Raw genomic sequence first — 17,966 nt, forward strand, 5'->3', positions numbered from 1 at the left:
GGAACGGCGCTGTTAAGATGCTTTCATAGTATAAGCCGAGACTTTGCAATTCGGAAATAAAATCGCCGCTAGCGGCCTGAACGCTAGGGCTCGGGGAAGACCGCGTCGAAGCTCCGTTGTTGGCTGGAGACAAGATTTAGGCCGATGTGGCTGGCCGTGCGCGAGTTGAGCGCGCTGCGCACCGCCCGCAGCGGTGTCACGCCGTGTTTCGGCATTTCGCCGTTCTGCACGGACAGGGCCAGCGCGGCCAGGTCGCGGCCCAGCTGCACATTGTTGGGGTACATGCCGAACAGCACGCCTTTTTTCACGTGCAGTACGCTGCTGGAAAATACCGGCAGGTTGCGGCTCCAGGATTCCTTCAACACCAGCGGCAGGATGGTGGTTTCCTCGACGGTGGTGGCGTCCTGCGGCAACCACAGGGCGTCGCGGTGGCCGTCGGCGGCGGCGAACTGGGTTTCGTAGGCGCGCGCGGCGCCGGCCAGGTCGGTCGCTTCCAGCGCGACCAGTTCCAGTCCCAGCGCCCGGGCCGCCTCGCGCGCCAGGCGGATTTGTGCCTCATTGCTGGCCGGGTTGTAGACCACGATCACGCGACGGATGGCAGGCAGCAGGGTCTTGAGCATGCCGAACAGCAGGGCCGGGTCGGGCGCCAGGCTGATGCCGTTGAGGCGATCGGCGTCCGGCGCCGAGCCGACGCCGCCGACTACCACGCCCTGCGGCGGATCGAGCATGGCGGCCGCCTTCAAACCCTGGCGGCCGAGGGCGATCACGACCTTGCCGTTCTTGAGCGTGTTGCGCAGTTCGTTCAGGTCGCTGCCGGCGCCCAGCGCGATCGCGCGCGGCTTGGCCTTGCTCTGATCTTCGACGCCCTGGAGGATTTCGGCAAACACGGTGCGGTAGGGTTCGCCGATGTCGGGATACAGCACCGTCAGCGTCTGGGCGTTGGCCCGCCCGCCGAGTAAGCTCAGCAGCAGGGCGGATAACAGGGCAACGACGGTGATGGTTAATCGCACAATGATAGTCGTGGCGTATTGAGTCTGCGGAAGTGTATCCTTTGCTAACGATTTTACATCCATAGATTATTTCAATGGCGCCAGTGAAAGCGCTTCCAGTTGATGTAAACTAAGATCAATTCGCAACACTCATTTGTAACACCTATTGCCAGCTCAAGATGCCCGCCGCCAAAACGCCGATCCGCACTCCGCCCATGTTTAATCTTGCCTGGCCCTTGCTCGTCGAGCTGGGCCTGGCGATCGCTTCCAGCGTCATCGGCACCGGCCTGGCGTCGCGCATTTCGGACGAGGCGGGCGGCGCTTTCGCCATCGCCAGCCAGGTGTCGGCCACCCTGTTCATTTTATTCCGCATCATCGGCGCCGGGGTCAGCGTGGTGGTCACGCAGAACCTGGGCGGCGGCCAGCGCGAGGCCGCCAACCGGGTGGCCTGCGCGGTGGTGGGCGCCAGCACCTGGTTGGGCGCCGTCACCGGCCTGTTGGCGCTGCTGGGCGCGAACGGCCTGCTGCATCTGCTGAACGCGCCGGCCGAGGTGCTGCCGCTGGCGGCGCCGCTGCTGCAGGCGCTGGCGCCGGCCATGCTGCTCGATGCGTGGAATGCGTCGATGGCCAGCGTGATGCGGGCCCACCTGCGCACCCGCGACACGCTGGTGGTGCTGGTGATCATGCACGTCACTCACCTGGCGCTGGCGATTCCGATGATGCACGGCTGGGGCCCGATCCCGGCGCTGGGCCTGCCGGGCTACGCGTACGCGCTGGCCATCAGCCGCGCCATCGGCCTGGCCCTGCATTTGCTGATGTGGCGCGTGCACCTCGGCATCCGCGTGGCGCGCGACGACTGGTGGCGCTTGCCGCGCCGCGAACTGGGCGCGGTGCTGCATATCGGCCTGCCCGGCGCGGCCGAGAACATCGCCTGGCGGCTGGCCTTCATGGTCAGCGTGGCGACGGCGGCCGAGCTGGGCGCCAAGTCGCTGGCCACGCAAGCCTATGTGCTGCAACTGATGGGCGGGGTGATGATGTTCTCCATCGCCACCGGGCTGGCGGTGGAGATCGTGGTGGGCTACCTGATCGGCGCCGGACGGCTGCGGGAAGCGCACGGCGTGGTGCGGCGATCGCTGGCGCGCGGGCTGGTGGTGTGCATCCTGATCGCCGCCTGCGCCGCGTTGCTGGGCCGCTGGCTTCTGGGCTGGTTCACGCAAGACCAGGAAATCATCGCGGCCGGCGCCACGCTGCTGTGGATTACCGTGCTGCTGGAGCCGGGCCGCACCTTCAACCTGGTGGTGATCAACGCGCTGCGCGCGGCCGGCGACGCGCGCTTTCCGGTGATGGCGGGCGCCTTGTCGATGCTGCTGGTGCTGGCCGGCGGCAGCTGGCTGCTGGGCGTGGTGCTGGGCTGGGGCTTGCCCGGCGTGTGGATCGCCTACGCCGCCGACGAATGGATACGCGGCCTGATCATGTGGCGCCGCTGGCAGACCCACGCCTGGGTGCCGCATGCGCGGGCGTCGCGCAAACGTTTGCGGCCGGTGATCGTGGTCGAGGGTTAGATCTATTTTGTAATTTTGCTACATTATTGCTGGAATATCAGTGAAATGTTGTTGACCGAATAAATATCGACTGTTATTTTGCTACATTCTCAACGCTCTGGGAGTGTGTAATGCAACAGCTTTCTGACGTGCGCGTGCTGGTTGCTGGCGGTGTCGGCATCGACACCATCGTGCTGGTGCCGTCGCTGCCTCTGGCCGAGGCGGATTCCATCCACGTACCCGCCGTGCACGATTACGTCGCCCACACCGGCAATGGCGTGGCGCTTGGCTTGCAGGCGCTCGGACATCGTCCCGTGCTGCTCGACTTCATCGGCGCCGATGCGCAGGCGGAACTGGTCCACGCGCGCTACCGCGAGCGCGGCCTGGAATTCCATGGCGTGGTGCACCCCAGCGGCACGCGGCGCAGCGTCAATCTGGTGTCGCCGGACGGACGCCGCCTGTCGCTGTACGACGGCCGCCATCCGGACGACTTGTGCATGGAGCGCGACTTCTATCTGCCGCATATGGAGCGCGCCCAGCATCTGCACCTGACCATCATGCCTTGGGCGCGCCATTGGTATGACGACGCCGCTGCCTGCGGCCTGCCAGTATCGACCGACTTGCATGACTGGGATGGCAGCAATCCCTACTATCACGATTTCGCGCGGCGCTCCGACCTGGTCTTCCTCAGCACTGCGGCCTTGCGCGGCCGGCATGAGCAGGTGATGCGGGAGATACTTGAGACGGGACGCGCGAGCATGGTGATCGCGATGGCCGGCGCGCAAGGCAGCTACCTGCTGCGGCGTGGCGATGCCGAGGTGCTGCATGTGCCTTGCGCAAAGCTGGACCTGCCCGTGGTCGACAGCAATGGCGCGGGGGACGCCTTCGTCAGCGCCTTCTTGCACGGAAAATTCCAAGGCATGGGGATCGAGGATTGCATGCGGCTGGGCGCCATCTCCGGCGCCTTCGCCTGCAGCGTGCCTGGTACTGCGGAGCGCAGCCTGTCGCTCGATGAGCTGGCGCGCTATCTTTGAAACCCGAAAGTTGGCATCCAACTTTCGGGCAGATGGTGCCGGATTAAGGCACGGTGAGGATCACTTTGACGCTGTCGTCGACCTGTGATTTCTCGATGTAGCCGATGGCCTGCGGATCGGCCGCCACGGCCTTCTTTACGTCGGCGCTGGAGCCCAGTTCCTTCGGCGCGCTGGCCTTACCGGTGAACACCAGCTTGGACCAGATGGCCTTGACCTGCGTGGAGTCCTTGTCCAGCACTTTTTTATAGAACTCGTTGCGCAGCGGGCCGTCGGTATGTTCGATCGGCGTAAACAGCGTCGATTTGCCGAGGAAGAACTGGGCCGCCTGTTCGCCGAACATGCGCGTGGCCGGATTCTTCGGGCTGACGATGACGACGATTTCCGTCGCGAACACAGGGGCGATGGCCAGCCAGGCGCCAGCCGCCAACAACATTTTTCCGATTGTCGTTTTCATATGGATTCTCCTTAGAAGACGAAATCGATGGCGGCGGCGTACACATTGACGGTGCTGCCCGCAAAGCCCGGTTTGGGATTGAGGAAGTAGCCGGCGCCGTCACGCGTTTTGATGCGGTCCATCTGCACCTTGAACGCGGCCGATTTGTAGAAGTCCCAGCGCAGGCCGATGCCGGTGGTCGATTGCAGCCCGGCCTTGATGGCGGCATTGGTACCGGCGGTCAGCGCGGCCAGCGGGCCGGTGGTCGGCATGCCGGAGAAGTCGCGGATGCTGTCCTGCTTGACGTCGCCGTGCACGATGAAGGGCACGAACTTGCCATAGCGGTAGCCTGCCATGATGTACCAGGAGCTGGTGTCCTGCACCAGGCGTGATTCGGTCTTGCGCTTGGCGTATTCAGCCTGGCCGATGATGTTGTTGTAGTCCATCGCAATGCCGGCCGAGGTGAAGGTGCCCTTGATGTCGGTGAGCTTGACTTCGTTGGCCACCGACGTCAGGCCGACCTTGTTCAAGGTCGCCACCAGGCCGTTGAGGCTGGCGTTTTCGAACAGGCCGAAGTTGGCCTGCGAGCGGCCCAGGCGATAGGTGAACGGTCCGTTCTCGACCACCAGCTGGGTCGAGATCACCGGCTTGAATTCGACGTAATAATTGCCCGGCGAGCGGACCTTGGTGCGGCCTACCGCCGCCTGCGCCGTCACCGTGGTGTCGCCGAAGCTGTGCTGGTAGGTGATGTCGCCGCCGTCCGCGTTGTCGGCGGTAACCTGGCGGTACACCTCATTGGGCGGGCGCAGCATGGTGTTGGCGTAGCCGACGTTGCGCACGTCGGAGATCATGTACACCGGCAGGCCGATGCGGCCCAGGCGCAGCGAGAAGTCGTCGTTGATCTTGAACTTTGCGAAGGCCCATGCCAGCTCGGCGCCGAATTGATCGTTGTTGCCGTTTTTGCGCACCAGGCCCTGGGCGGTGAAGGAGATGGTGTCGCTCCACTTGGCGGTGGCCTGGATACCCAGGTTGGAATCGACGCCGGGACGGGCGTCCTTGCCGACGCCGGCGGCCTGGTTGACGCGGTTGAATTCTGCCTGGTCGGAATTGGTCATGGTCAGGGCGCCGGTGCCGAATCCGCTGACGGTGATCGGCATGCCGTCTTGCGCGTGGGCGCTGGCTGCCAGGGCACTCAGGACTGCTAAAGTTGTCAATGCAAGCTTGGGTTGTTTCATCGTGTACCCCTCCTTAGGTTAGTGGCGACTGTCTTTGTGGTGTTGTGCGCCTTATTTAGTGTGGACCGGGGGAAGGAGAAGGTGGGTGTTTTTATGACAAAATGTCACAATTCCGTTGTTCCGAGGCAACGAATTGCAGAATGGAAGCGGTATCACATGATGCAAACGGCAAGCTTGTATAAAGGATGTGCTTGATGTAGCGCGGTTTTGATGCCGCCGGCGGCGCCTGTTGTCCTGAACATGCAAGACACAATTGACGCCGGCCGTTGACGCCTTACAGCGCCGGCATTTTGCGGAAACCGACGCCCAGGCGGTTCCATGAATTGATGGTGTTGATCGCCAGCGTCAGGTCCACTTGTTCCTTGGGCGTGAACTGGGATTGCAGGCGTTCATAGTCGGCGTCCGGCGCGTGGGTGATGGACAGCTGGGTAAGCGCCTCGGTCCACGCCAGCGCGGCCTGTTCGCGTTCGGTGAAGAATGGCGTCTCGCGCCAGGCCGCCACGCCGTGCATGCGGCGGTCGGTTTCGCCGGCCTTGCGGGCGTCGGTGGTGTGCATGTCGATGCAGAAGGCGCAGCCGTTGATCTGCGACGCGCGCAGTTTCACCAGTTCCAGCAGCGGCGCCTCCAGGCCGAGTTTATTGACCGCGACTTCCAGCGCGATCATGGCTTTCATCGCGTCCGGCGAGGCGGTGTAGAAATCGGTACGTACGTTCATGATGGGTTCCTTCAGAGTGGTTGGTAAGTGTGTCCATTCTAGGAGACCAATCACGGCCTGCGGGAGGCCAATCCGGGGTAAAAACGCTAGTCCAAGGCGGCATAGGCCCTTTGCCAGGCTGCCACGCCGGCGATGAAGTCGTCGGCCGGCATCGGCTTGCCGATCAAATATCCCTGGGCGTAGCGGCATTCAAGGTCCCGCAGCAGGCGCCAGTCGGCGGCGGTTTCGACGCCTTCGGCCACCGATTCCAGGTGCAGCTCACGTGCCAGTTTCAGGCTGGAGGCCAGCATCAGCAGCTGCGCCTCATCGTCGCCGGCGGCGGTGACGAAGGAACGGTCCATCTTCAGCTCCGAGAACGGGATGCGCAGCAGCTGCTGCATGCTGGAGTAGCCGGTGCCGTAGTCGTCGATCGACAGGCCGTAACCCTTCATGCGCAGGCGCGCCAGGTTTTCCAGGCTGTGCGGCAGATCGGACATGGCGGCCGATTCGGTTACTTCGAAGACGATGTGGCGCGGTGCGATCTGCTGCTGCTCCAGCACCCGCACCAGCTCCTCGGCATAACCCGGCCGGGCCAGCGACGACAACGACAGATTGATCGACACCGCATACTGGTGGCCTGCGCGGTCCCACGCACGCCACGCGAGCGCGGTGCCGGCGACGATCTGCGCGGTCAGCCCGTCGATCAGTCCATGCCGCTCCAGCAGCGGGATGAAGGCATCGGGCGCGATCATGCCGCGCTCCGGATGGCGCCAGCGGGCCAGCGCCTCGGCGCTGTGGATGGAGCCGTCGCGCAGATCGGCCTTGGCCTGGAACCACGGCTCGAACTGGCCCAGCGCCAGCGCCGTTTGCAGCTCCGCCAGCGTGGGCTCGGGGGCGCCGGGCCGGCGCGCCGGTAGTCCGGCCGCGCCGAAGCCGTCGATCAGCCGCCGCAGGCCGGCCGGAGTCGGCGGCTTTTCGATGGCGCCCAGCAGGCGTACGCCGTAGGCCCGAGCCATTGTCTCCACCGAGGAAATCAGCGCGTGCTCCTGCGCGCTGGACAGGATGACGGACACCTCGCTACGGGCTTCGGCCAGGCGACGTATCAGCTCCATGCCGTCCATGCCGGGCATGTTGAGATCGATGATGCAGATGTCGAAGGGATGATGGGTGGCGTCGAACGCGGCCAGCGCCGCATGGCCGTCGGCGACCCCGGTAATTTGCTCGACACCGAGGCCGGTGAGGATGCGCTGCAATGAGCGGCGCTGGAAGTCGTGGTCTTCGACCAGCAGGAAGTTAAGATTTTCGATGTTCATGGCGATGACTGGTTGGGACTCATGTAGGTGTTGAATGCGGCTAGTGCCGCGTCGAAGCGCAGGCAGGCCGGCGACGGCGCAGTGGCGACCGCGCCGCTGCGGGCATCGCGTTCGATGGCGGCGCTGGCTTCGGCCAGGGCGGTGGCGCCCAGCATTCGGGCGGCGCCGCAGATGCGGTGCGCGCTGCGGATGACGGCGGTGGTGCCGCCGGCGGCTTGGGCAGCCCGCAGCGCGGCGACGTCGGCGTCGTTATCGTTGCGGAAGTCGGCGAGGATGTCGTCGCGGACGGCGGCGTCGCCGCCGGTCAGCTCGGCGAGCCGGGCTTCGTCCAGTGGCGGCGAGGGCAGTGGCAGGTACCTGTCCAGCAAGGCGCCGAGCGCGGCGACGGTACTGGGTTTGGCGAGATAGTCGTCCATGCCGGCTTCGAGTGCGCGTGCTGCGTCGCTGGCGAAGGCGTTGGCGGTGCAGGCGATGATGGGCAAGCGGCTGCCGCCGGCGCGGATGGCGCGGGCGAGGGCGTAGCCGTCCATCACCGGCATCTGGCAGTCGCTGATGAGCAGGGCGTGACGGCCGGCGGCCAGCATCTGCAGTGCTTCGGCGCCGTCGCTGGCGCCTTCGGCGGCGTAGCCCAGCGCGCGCAACTGGCGCAGCAGCACGTTGCGGTTGGTGGCGTGGTCGTCCACCACCAGTATCAGCGTGCCTCCGCGCTCGGCCTCGGCGACCGATGGCGCGGCAGCCGGGGCTGCGGGCTGGCGCTGCACGTCGGGCGCAAGGCCTGCGGCGTCTTCGCATACCGGCAGCGTCAGTGTGAGCGACATCGTGGTGCCGATTCCGGGTTCACTCTGCATGGCGATGACGCCGCCCAGGCTATCCGCCAGGCCCAGACAGATCGCCAGCCCCAGGCCCGTGCCGCCGAAGCGCCGCGTAGTGTCACCCTCGGCCTGGACGAAGGGCTTGAACAGGCGGGCCTGGTCGGCCTTGGCGATGCCGATGCCGGTGTCGCGCACGCCAAAGCGCAGGGTTTGCCGGTCCGGCGCGCGCTTGTCGAGCACCTCGACCGACAGCTCGACGCTGCCGGCCAGTGTAAATTTCAAGGCATTGCTGACGAAGTTGTGCAGGATCTGGCGCAGTCGCAGGGGATCCGCGCCGACCAACGGCGCCACTGAGGCGTCCACGCGGCTGTGCAGATGCAGGCCCTTCTTCGCGGCCAGCGTCGCGTAGGTGGCGATCACTTTGTCGACCACCTGCGCGCGCAGCGGAATCGGTTCCGAGCGCAGCTCCAGGCGGCCGGCCTCGATCTTGGAGAAGTCCAGGATATCGTCCAGGATGCGCAGCAGCTCCCGGCCCGACTGCTCCGCCATGGCCACCGTCTCGCGCTGCTCGCGGTCCAGCCGCGAAAGGCCCAGCAGCTCCAGCGATCCCAGTATGCCGTTCATGGGCGTGCGGATCTCGTGGCTCATCGTCGCCAGGAACACGCTCTTGGCGCGATTGGCCTCGTCGGCGCGCTGTTGCAGGCGGCGTTGTTCGCTGACGTCGCGCATGATGCCGGTGAATTTCTGCTCGCCGTCCTGCATCATCTGGCCGAGCGTGAGGTCGAGCGGCACCGGCGTGCCGTCCTTGCGGCGGCCCGTGACGCTGCGGCTGTGATTCATCACCCTCGACTGGCCGGTCTTCAGGTAGGACTGGATGTATCGGTCGTGGCGGGCGCCTTCGGGGGCGGACATCAGTAGCGACACGTTCTGGCCCAGCAGCTCGTCGCCGCCGTAGCCGAACAGGATAGTGGCGCCGCGATTGACGTATTCGATGACGCCGCGCGCGTCGATGGTGACGACGGCGTCGGACACCGAGTCCATCATCAGTTCCAGTCTGTGCATGGAGGCGCCTCAGGCCAGGGCGTGCGCCGATTCGATGGCGGGATAGAATTCGCGGTCTTCCTTTTTCATGCGCTCGTACAGCGTCTTGAGCACGCGGTTGGCTTCATCGCGGAAGGCTTCCGGCTGTTCGGCCAGCTGGCGCGGCGTGTTCCAGCGGCCGGCGAAGCCCAGGTACTCGCCGCCGATGCCATCCATCTCCTGGCGGTAGCGCTGGCTCATGCCGGCCAGCGCGGCGTTGCCGCTGGCCTCCAGTGTAGGATAGAGCACGCGGTCCTCGACGGCCAGGTGCAGCTTGATGATGCCGCTCATGGTGACGATGCGCTGCGAGATGTCGGCCGCGTGTTCGGCGATGCCGGATTGCACCAGCCGGCGCAGGTCGGCGATGGCGCTGAGGATGTCGATGTGCTGATGTTTGAATTTGTCGATGTTCATGTTGGTTCCTGATTGATTGATGGATTAGCGGTGGAAGTCGACCTGGAAACGCACCGGGCCGACCACGTTGACTTCGTGCTCGATACGCGGCTCTACCACGCCGGAGCGCTCCGGCGTGAGCAGGACTTCCTCGGCCGGCTGCGACGGATCGGTGATGCGGTAAAGCAGGCTGCCTTCCAATATCGTGATGCGGCCCCACACGCCCGCGGCGGTGGTGTGGCTGCGTTGCAGGGCGGCCGGCACGCTGTCCTGCGTGAAGACCGGACTGCTTTTGTAGTGCTGTGCGGTGTCGGGTATGGTTTTCATGATTGCTCCTTGGGTGAGGTCACCTTCACTTCACCGAAAAATCCGTATTGCAGGCTGGCGGCGATGCGCCGGGCGACGGTTTTGAATTCGGTGGCGTCGGTGGGGTTGAACAGACGGGTGGCGGCAGCTTCGAACAGCGCGAGCCAACGCATGAAGTGCTCGGGCGTGACGCCGTTCAGCAGCATGTGCTTGCCGAAGACGTTGCCCTGGAAACTGCGGTTGCCCAGCATGACGGTGCACCAGAAGTCGACCATGCGCTCCAGGTGCGGCGCCCAGTTGTCGCCGATGGCGGCGTCGAATACCGGCTGGAGTACCGGGTCGGCGCGGACTTCGTCATAGAATTCGTGGACCAGCGTGGCGATCGATGCGGGGTTCAGCGGTAGTTGTGACATGATGGTCTTTGTTTGAATTGTTGATGAAGGCCGGCGCCAGGCGCCAGCACCAGATGGCTGCAATCGCCACCGACGCGGTGACCAGGCCGATACCGGTCCAGACCTGGTCGTCCAGCAGGTAGGCGTTGCACAGGCGTTGCGGCATGCTTTGATACTGGATGCCGGCGACCGCCATCATCCAGCTGAAATTCCCAAGGAAGAAGAGCTGCACGATCCAGTTGGCGCGCTTCAGCGATCCGGGCAGGATGGCGCCCAGCGCGATCAGCGAGGCGAACTTCGCCGCCTCGGCCCACGGCGCGGTAATGCTCTGTTCCAGCGCGCGCGGAATCATCCAGTAGGCGGTGACGAAGAGCAGGACGGCCAGGCCACAGACGCCATGCTGGTCGTAGCGTGCGATGGCGGTGGTCACAGTCGACCGGCTGCCGCCGGACGCCAGCATCCATCCGGCGGCGACCAGCAATGGCAATTGCAGCAGCATGTGGCGCAGCATCTCCGCCTCCAGCCAGTGGCGCGGCAGCGCAGCCAGCGCGAGGCAAGCCAGGCCGATGGCGACGCGCCGGCGGTTCATGGCCGGCCTCCGCGCGCCGAGGTGCGGGCCAGCTGCACAGCGTCTTCCAGTGCCTGCGCCGGATCGTCGTAGTCATCGATGCGTGCCAGGCGGCCTTGCCGGTCGATCAGGTGGAAGGCGGCGTTGTGCTGGAACTCGCCCAGCGGCGCAGGCAGCACGACGATACCGAATGCATCCAGCAAGGCTTTGCGCTGCTCCTCGCGGTCCACGCTGACCATGCGCCACAGCGCCGGATCGGCATGCAGGCGCCGCGCGTAATCCGCCAGCACCGGCGAGCTATCGCGCGGATCGAAGCTGATGCTGACCAGCCGCACATCGTGCTGCAAGCCGCGCTTGCGGATCTCATCCTGCATTTGCTGGAGCTCGTTGCCCAGCACCGAGCACACGGCGTTGCAGCTGCTGTAGAAGAAGGTGACGATGGCGATGCGGCCATCTTCGCCCAGCATCCGCGCCAACGTGGCGGCTTGCGGCTGGTGGATCGCGGCGGCCGGCAGGTCCAGCGGCTGGCGACTGACGGCCAGCCGCCGGCCATCTTCGGTCGACACCACCTCGAAGCCCATTGTGCCGTAGTACAGCGCCGCCACGCCTGTTGCGCACACCAATGCCAGCGCGATCAGCGTGGAACACAGGCTGCTACTGTTTGAGCTTGTTGAGATCTTCATCACCGTTCCACGGATCTTTACGATCCTTGCCCGTTTCCCGCTCGGCCTTGACGATGTCGGCGCCGATCTTGCCGGCGCCGTTGCCGAAGCTGGAGCGCACAAAACTCAGCACCGCCGCGATTTCGGCGTCGCTCAGCTTGTCCTTGAAAGCCGGCATCTGGCCGTTGTATGCCGTGTCCTTGACGGTCAGCTTGCCGGTGATCCCATGCAGCAGGATGTTGACCGGCAGCTGGTCCGCCGCCAGCACCCACTCGGAGCCGGCCAGCGGTGGGAACACGCCGGGCAGGCCGGCGCCGGTGGCCTGGTGGCAGGCCACGCAATTGGCCGCATACACCTGCGCGCCGTCGGCCGCGCCGCCAGCGCCGGCCGGCTTGCCTTCCAGCGTGGACAGGGTGCGCCGGTCGCCCAGTTCCGGCGCGTCGTTGCGCTGGGTAAGGACGATGTAGCCGACCGCCCAGATCACCAGCGCCGACACCACTGCCAGCACCAGGCGCGGCACCGGGCGGTTCTTCTCGTGCGGATCGGGGTTTTCGCGCTCGCGCGCGTCGTGTTTCGGTTGCTCGATCATTTTGCTTTCCCCTCGAATACCGGATAGGTGTGATCCAGCCCTTGCAGGTAAGTGACCAGGTCCAGCGCTTCCTGCCTGGCGATGACGACTTTGCCCGGCGGCTTGTAACCCGGCGGCAGCGTCAACACGCGGTCGCCGGGATCGGCCTTGTCCTTGATCTCGAACAGGAAGGGATAGGCCGGCATGATGGAGCCGGGCGTGTAGGCGCGCGGCTGGTACAGATGGCCCAGATGCCAGTCCTGGCTGGGCTGGCGCGCGCCGATGTTGAACAGGTCCGGGCCGGTGCGCATGGTGCCCAGCAGGTGCGGCTTGTCGTAATGGTAGTCGCCGGCTACCGGAGCGCGGCCCCAGCCACGCTTGTCGTCCGGCGCCAGCGCCTTGTCGCGCGGCTGCTGCGAATGGCAGTAGATGCAGCCGTTGGCGATGTAGACTTCGCGCCCGCGCAGCTGCGCCGAGGTGTAGGGCTTCAGGCCGGCCGGCGGGACGACGTCCTTGAGTTGAAGGAAGGGCACCACCACCAGCGCCGATGTGGCCAGCGCCAGCGTGACCATGGCGCCGCTGAGGAGTTTAAGTTCGTCATGCATGATCAGGCTCCTGCCAGGGTGGTTGGGGCGACGTGCAGCAGCGCGGCACCGGTGCGCGCCGGGCCGTGGCGCAGTGCCATCGCGGCGAAGTGGCCGGCGAACACCAGATGGCCAAGCGTCATGATGGCGCCGCCCACAGAACGGCTTTGCAGGTAGGGGATCGTCACTTTGACCGATTCCATGAATGGCTTGGCGGCATCCAGCATCGCCAGCCCTTGCAACCAGCCGCCTATCGACAGGCCGATGAAGTAAATCGAGAAGCCCAGCACCACCAGCCAGAAATGCGCGGCGATCAGGCCGGGGTAAGGCCATTCCCACGACATCACGCGCGGCATGACGAAATAGATCGCGCCGAACATCACCATCGTGAAGAAGCCATACAGGCCAAGGTGGGCGTGGGCCACCGTGAAGTGGGTGAAGTGCGCCACCGTGTTGACCGCGCGGATCGCCTCGATCGAGCCTTGCAGGGAACTGAGGGTGTACATCATCCCGCCCAGCACGATGAAGCGCAACGTCGGCGAGTACACCAGCTTGGAGAAGTAGCCCTTCATGGTCAGGTGCTGGTTGACCGAGAACGAGATCACCGGCACGATCATCATTACGCTTTGCACGATGGACAGTGTGATCAGCCAGCCGGGCACCGGGCCGCCGATCAGGTGGTGGCCGCCGACCTGGCCGTAGAAGAAGGCCAGCGTCCAGAAGCCCAGTAGCGACAGGTTGTACGACTGCACCGGGCGGCCGATGATCTTCGGCAGGAAGTAGTAGACCGAGGCCAGCGCCATCGGCGTGTAGAACAGGCCCAGGACGTTGTGGCCGAACCACCAGTTCATGGTGGCCTGCTCGACGCCGAAGTGCATCGCCGGCAGGTTGGCGATCAGGAACAGGATGGGGAACCAGAACAGCGCCGCGCCCATGTACCAGACCGACACGTACAGGTGGCCGACCTTGCGCGCCTGGAGCGTGTACACCAGCGGAAGGCCCATCAGCGCGCCGCCGATGACGATCAGGATATCGACTTGCCATGGTATCTCCAGCCACTCCATGCCGTCGCTGATGCCGGCGGCGATGCAGCCGACACCGGCGATCAGGCCGGCGTTCCAGATCATGCAGCCCAGGATAGCGAAGCGGCCGCCGACCAGCGGCGTTTTCAGCAAGCGTGGCAGCATCCAGTTGGCGATGCCGAAGGCCGCCATCGGCGCCCAGCCGTAGGCGACGATGTTCAGGTGGATGGTGCGCAGCCTGCCGAAAGTCAGCCAGGCCTGCTGCACCAGCCAGTCAGGTTCGTGCAGCTTGATGGAGCTGGTCAGCCCGGCCAGCGAACCGACCACCAGCCACACCACGGCGCAGGACAGGAACACGAAGGAGACAAAGGCGGTGGAGCGGTCTTCTTCGATGCGTTCGGCCAGGTCTCGCTGCAGCGTCGCTTCCTGGGCGGGCGTCAGCTCGACGTGGGCGTCGCCGGAGACGCGCAGCGCCAGGCCGGCGCGCTGGGCGGCAGTGGCGGACGGTTCCTCGCCGCGGCCGATTTCACCGGGCGAAAAGATGACATTGGCGGCGGCGGACGTGGTGTCGAACAGGCGTTTGCGCAGCGACCAGATAAACACAAACAGGCCGGTGAGCGACAGGATGAACGAGGACAGAAGGATGGTGACGGTATCCATGAGGAGCCCTTAGCTTTAAACAAGTAAATAGAATACTACATTAATTTTCACGAATGCACAATCGCCGGGGCGGCCTAGCGGCCGGCCGCGGCGCGCTGGGCGGCGGGCAGGTTGCGCATGATCGCGCGCAGCATCTGTTCGACGTCGATAGGCTTGGCGATGAAGTCGTTCATGCCCGAGGCGATGCATTGTTCGCGCTCGGACAGCATCACGCCGGCCGTCATGGCCAGCACCGGCAGCTCCAGTTTGAGTTCGGTGCGGATGCGGGTAGTCGCTTCGAAGCCGTCCATCTCCGGCATCTGCACGTCCATCAGCACCAGGTCGTAGCGACGGGCGTCGCTGCGCAGCCGGTCGAGCGCGGCGCGGCCGTTGTCCACCGCGTCGATGCTGGCGCCGGCGTAGGACAGCATGCTTTGCGCCACCAGCTGGTTGATCGGATTGTCTTCCACCAGCAGGATGCGCACGCCGTCTATGCGCAGGCCGGACTGGGCGCCGTTGTCGATACTGGCGGCGGCCGGCGTGCCGGCCTGCGCCTGCTGCAAGGTCTCGTTCAGGCGCGCCATGGTGACGGGCTTGAGCAGCACCGCGTTGGCCGCCTCCGCGCCCTGGGTGTGCAGCAGCTTGCCCTGGCCGAAGGCGCTGACCATCAGGATGATGGCGGGGCAGTCCTGCGGCAGGGCCTTGCGGATCGCCTGCATGGTGTCGAGGCCATTCATACCGGGCATGTCCCAGTCGACCAGGATCGCGTCGTAGCGGCCGGCGGCGCGGCGCAGCAGCGTCAACGCCTGCTCGCCGGTGCCGGCGCTGTCGCTGCTCCAGCCGCGCGCGCGGATGGTGCGGCCCAGGTAGTCGGCGCTGACCGGGTCGTCATCCACCAGCAGCAGGTGCTGGGGCGGCAGCGGCGCGCTGGCCGGCGCGGCGTCGGCGGCGGCTTGCAGCGGCACCGTCAGGACGAAGGCGCTGCCGGCGCCGGCGATGCTCTGCACTTCGATCGCGCCGCCCATCAGCGCGGCGATGCGGCGCGAGATGGCCAGTCCAAGTCCTGTGCCGCCGAAGCGCCGGGTCATCGAGGCGTCGGCCTGCGAGAACGGCGCGAACAACAGTGCCAGCTGGTCGGGCGGGATGCCGATGCCGCTGTCGCGTACCGTGAAGCGCAGCGTGACCGCGCCTGCGATGCCGTCGCCGGTGCGTTCCACCAGCACCGAGACCGATCCCTTCTCGGTGAACTTGATGGCGTTGCCGACCAGGTTGATCAGGATCTGCTGCAAGCGATGGCCGTCGCCCAGCAGTGCCTGCGGCACGTCCGCCTCGACGCCGATCGCCAGTTCCAGGTCTTTTTCGCCGGAGTTGACGGTCATGATGGTGGCGATGGCTTCCAGCACGGCGCTCAGCTGGAACGGCGCCGGTGCCAGCTCCATGCGGCCCGCCTCGATCTTGGAGAAATCCAGCACGTCGTTGAGGATGCTGAGCAGCGAATTGCCGGACGACCGTATCATTTCCAGGTACTTCTGCTGGTCGGGCGAGAGCGAGGTGTTGTTCAGCAGATGCGTCATGCCCAGCACCGCGTTGAGCGGGGTGCGGATCTCGTGGCTCATGTTGGCGACGAACTCGGATTTGGCGCGGCTGGCCGCTTCGGCCAGGTCGCGCGCGACGATCAGCGAGCTTTCCGATTCACGCAGCGCGGCGGTCTTTTCCTCGGCCAGCGCGGCGGCGTAGGTCTGGCGCGCGGTCAGCGCCCGCACCACGCCGAAGAACAACAGGCTGATGATCACCCCGGCCAGCAGCACGATGTGGGACTTCTGGCGATCGATCGAGTTCTCAAACGCCGGCAGCGAAGTAAAACGCAGCGTCCAGCGATGCTGCATCTGCACCAGCGGTGCGGTGCTCAGGTAGGGATTCGGATACTGCAGCTTGTCGTTGTCGGTGCGGCTGCCGCTGGCGTACAGCAGGGCGGCGGGATCGGCTTCGCTGCCGTCGAAGATCTCCAGCTGCACCACCTGGTCGGATGGCCCGAGCAGGCCGGCCATCATCTCGTCGGCGCGGATCGGGCTATACGAATAGCCTTGCAGGGCCGCCATGCGCTGCGCCGGCGGCAGCATGGCGCCGGAGGTCGCCGTGGCCAGCTTGCGGTAGATCGGGAAGTACATCAGGAAGCCGGGCCGACCTTGCTCGCTGCCGTTCTGCACCAGCACCACCTTGGCCGACAGCACCGGTTTGCCGCTGCGCGCCGCCTCCAGCAAGGCGGCCTGGCGGATCGGCTCGGACATCATGTCATAACCGAAGGCGCGCAGGTTCTGGCCCTGGAACGGCTCCAGGTACAGCACCACGGAGGACCAGGGGCCGAGCGCGCTGCCCGGCCTGGCCCAGATGCGGAAATCGGGGTAGCCGTGGCTGCGCACCTGCGCTTCCAGCGCGTCGCGCTGGTTGGCCGGCACTTGCGCGGCATAACCCAGTCCCATCACGCCGGGCAAGCTGTGAGGGAGATCCAGCGCGTCGGTGAAATTGCGCCACTGGGCGCGGCTCGGTTCCGGCTCGGCGCTGAACAGCGCGCGGGCGCCGCGCAGGCCTGATTCGTACAAGACCATGCGGCTGGCGATGCGTTCGGCGATGTCGGCGCATTCGGTGTCGAACTGCTCGCGCGCGCGGCGCTCGGTGCTGAGCGCCACCAGGTGCCAGACGATCACGGTCAGGCCGACGCAGATCAGCAGCGTGGCCCATTGCGCGGCGCTGTGGCCGCGCACCGCGCCGCTCATGCGCCGCCGCTCGCTGGCGTCGGCGCACAGCACCATGCCGACCAGGCTGCACAAGACGACGAAGCTGTCGAGGGAGATCAGGGCGTCGTTCAGCGTGCCGACCGCGAACGGCCCCAGACCGCGCACGGTGCACAGCACGGCGCCGCCGGCGGTGGCCAGGCAGGCCAGGCTGGCGCCGCGCAACCCGAAGCGGAACGAGGCCCAGGCCACGCACAGCATGAAGACATACGGCAGCCAGCCGGGATCGTCGTTGGCGGTGTAGTGGCGGCCGAAGATCGCGGCCATCAGCGCAGCCAGCAACAGCAGCGACAGCGCGGCCTCCAGCGCGACCGCGCGGCGCCAGCGCGGCCGGCGCCAGGCCAGGATGGCCGGCGCCACCAGCAGCACCCCGGCGACGTCGCCGACCCACCAGGTCAGCGCGACGGTGTTCCAGGCGGCCGGCGCCACCAGGCCGCCCAGCACCAGCGTGCCGCTGCCGATGCCGGCGCTGATCAGGCACACCAGCAGGGCGATGGTGGCGAATTTGTAGACGTCTTGCAGGTTGCCGAACGGCCGGGCGGCGTCGGTATGGCGCCGCATCAGCCAGGCGCCGGCCAGGGCTTCCAGCGTATTGCCGGTGGCGATCAGCAGCGACGCCGTCACCAGGCCGGCGTTGAAGGGCAGGCCGTTGGTGGTGAAGGTGGCCAGGTTGGCTGCCAGCGCGCCAAGCAGGATGGCCGGCCAGGCGCGGTAACCCAGCAGCAGGACGGCGGCGAAAGCGATGCCGGATGGCGGCCACACCGGGGTGGCGTTGGTGTGGGCGAAGGCCAGCAACAGGCTGGTGTTGGCTACCAGGTAGTAGCAGGCAGTCAGCAGCACCAGCGCGAGCGGCGCGGGGCCGGATGGAGATGGGGCCGGATTGAACTGTTCGGAGCCTGCGCGCATGGC

At 65.9% G+C, this 17,966-nt stretch carries 17 protein-coding genes; 2 read left to right on the forward strand and 15 right to left on the reverse strand.

Annotated features, from left to right (window positions below; all coding sequences use genetic code 11):
• Positions 1–83 precede the first annotated feature (83 nt).
• The gene (locus D0T21_RS05895) at positions 84–1,010 is read right to left on the reverse strand and encodes an ABC transporter substrate-binding protein (RefSeq protein ID WP_116989116.1); all 927 of its coding nucleotides are present in this window, start codon (positions 1,008–1,010) and stop codon (positions 84–86) included.
• Positions 1,011–1,204: 194 nt separating this feature from the next.
• Here D0T21_RS05895 and D0T21_RS05900 point away from each other — a divergent pair, with 194 nt between their 5' ends.
• Positions 1,205–2,551: an MATE family efflux transporter gene (locus tag D0T21_RS05900; RefSeq protein ID WP_229211348.1), complete on the forward strand. Its 1,347-nt coding sequence runs from the start codon at positions 1,205–1,207 to the stop codon at positions 2,549–2,551.
• 110 nt (positions 2,552–2,661) lie between these two features.
• Positions 2,662–3,564, forward strand: coding sequence for a carbohydrate kinase family protein (locus D0T21_RS05905; protein ID WP_116989118.1), 903 nt, complete (start codon positions 2,662–2,664; stop codon positions 3,562–3,564).
• Positions 3,565–3,607: 43 nt separating this feature from the next.
• Here D0T21_RS05905 and D0T21_RS05910 read toward each other — a convergent pair whose 3' ends face one another.
• The 14 genes from D0T21_RS05910 to D0T21_RS05975 form a co-directional block, all read right to left on the reverse strand.
• On the reverse strand, positions 3,608–4,018 hold the full coding sequence (locus tag D0T21_RS05910) for a hypothetical protein (RefSeq protein ID WP_116989119.1): 411 nt from the start codon (positions 4,016–4,018) through the stop codon (positions 3,608–3,610).
• A gap of 11 nt (positions 4,019–4,029) precedes the next feature.
• Entirely contained in the window at positions 4,030–5,232 is a 1,203-nt protein-coding gene (locus D0T21_RS05915; protein WP_116989120.1) for a hypothetical protein, read from the reverse strand.
• A 274-nt stretch (positions 5,233–5,506) separates the two neighbouring features.
• Complete coding sequence (locus tag D0T21_RS05920; RefSeq protein WP_116989121.1) at positions 5,507–5,947, reverse strand: carboxymuconolactone decarboxylase family protein; 441 nt, start codon at positions 5,945–5,947, stop codon at positions 5,507–5,509.
• 86 nt (positions 5,948–6,033) lie between these two features.
• A complete protein-coding gene (locus D0T21_RS05925) occupies positions 6,034–7,239 on the reverse strand; it encodes an EAL domain-containing protein (protein ID WP_116989122.1) in 1,206 nt (401 codons plus the stop codon).
• Positions 7,236–9,113, reverse strand: coding sequence for an ATP-binding protein (locus D0T21_RS05930; protein WP_116989123.1), 1,878 nt, complete (start codon positions 9,111–9,113; stop codon positions 7,236–7,238). Before D0T21_RS05930 ends, D0T21_RS05925 begins: the two co-directional genes overlap by 4 nt.
• Before the next feature lie 9 nt (positions 9,114–9,122).
• Positions 9,123–9,545, reverse strand: coding sequence for a hemerythrin domain-containing protein (locus D0T21_RS05935; RefSeq protein ID WP_116989124.1), 423 nt, complete (start codon positions 9,543–9,545; stop codon positions 9,123–9,125).
• A gap of 24 nt (positions 9,546–9,569) precedes the next feature.
• Positions 9,570–9,851: a DUF1971 domain-containing protein gene (locus D0T21_RS05940; protein WP_116989125.1), complete on the reverse strand. Its 282-nt coding sequence runs from the start codon at positions 9,849–9,851 to the stop codon at positions 9,570–9,572.
• The gene (locus D0T21_RS05945; RefSeq protein ID WP_116989126.1) at positions 9,848–10,243 is read right to left on the reverse strand and encodes a group III truncated hemoglobin; all 396 of its coding nucleotides are present in this window, start codon (positions 10,241–10,243) and stop codon (positions 9,848–9,850) included. The genes D0T21_RS05940 and D0T21_RS05945 overlap by 4 nt, the downstream gene beginning before the upstream one ends.
• Positions 10,185–10,811 (reverse strand): hypothetical protein, encoded by a 627-nt coding sequence (locus D0T21_RS05950; protein WP_116989127.1) that lies wholly within the window; start codon positions 10,809–10,811, stop codon positions 10,185–10,187. Before D0T21_RS05950 ends, D0T21_RS05945 begins: the two co-directional genes overlap by 59 nt.
• A complete protein-coding gene (locus tag D0T21_RS05955; RefSeq protein ID WP_116989128.1) occupies positions 10,808–11,473 on the reverse strand; it encodes an SCO family protein in 666 nt (221 codons plus the stop codon). Before D0T21_RS05955 ends, D0T21_RS05950 begins: the two co-directional genes overlap by 4 nt.
• Complete coding sequence (locus D0T21_RS05960) at positions 11,445–12,041, reverse strand: cytochrome c (RefSeq protein ID WP_116989129.1); 597 nt, start codon at positions 12,039–12,041, stop codon at positions 11,445–11,447. The genes D0T21_RS05955 and D0T21_RS05960 overlap by 29 nt, the downstream gene beginning before the upstream one ends.
• Complete coding sequence (locus tag D0T21_RS05965; RefSeq protein WP_116989130.1) at positions 12,038–12,625, reverse strand: cbb3-type cytochrome c oxidase subunit II; 588 nt, start codon at positions 12,623–12,625, stop codon at positions 12,038–12,040. Before D0T21_RS05965 ends, D0T21_RS05960 begins: the two co-directional genes overlap by 4 nt.
• Before the next feature lie 2 nt (positions 12,626–12,627).
• Positions 12,628–14,286: a cbb3-type cytochrome c oxidase subunit I gene (locus D0T21_RS05970; protein WP_116989131.1), complete on the reverse strand. Its 1,659-nt coding sequence runs from the start codon at positions 14,284–14,286 to the stop codon at positions 12,628–12,630.
• Between the two features lie 74 nt (positions 14,287–14,360).
• Positions 14,361–17,963, reverse strand: a complete 3,603-nt coding sequence (locus D0T21_RS05975) for a CHASE domain-containing protein (RefSeq protein WP_116989132.1) — start codon at positions 17,961–17,963, stop codon at positions 14,361–14,363.
• Positions 17,964–17,966: the final 3 nt, after the last annotated feature.

The sequence above is a fragment of the Duganella sp. BJB476 genome, from assembly GCF_003416895.1.
Classification (GTDB): domain Bacteria; phylum Pseudomonadota; class Gammaproteobacteria; order Burkholderiales; family Burkholderiaceae_D; genus Rugamonas.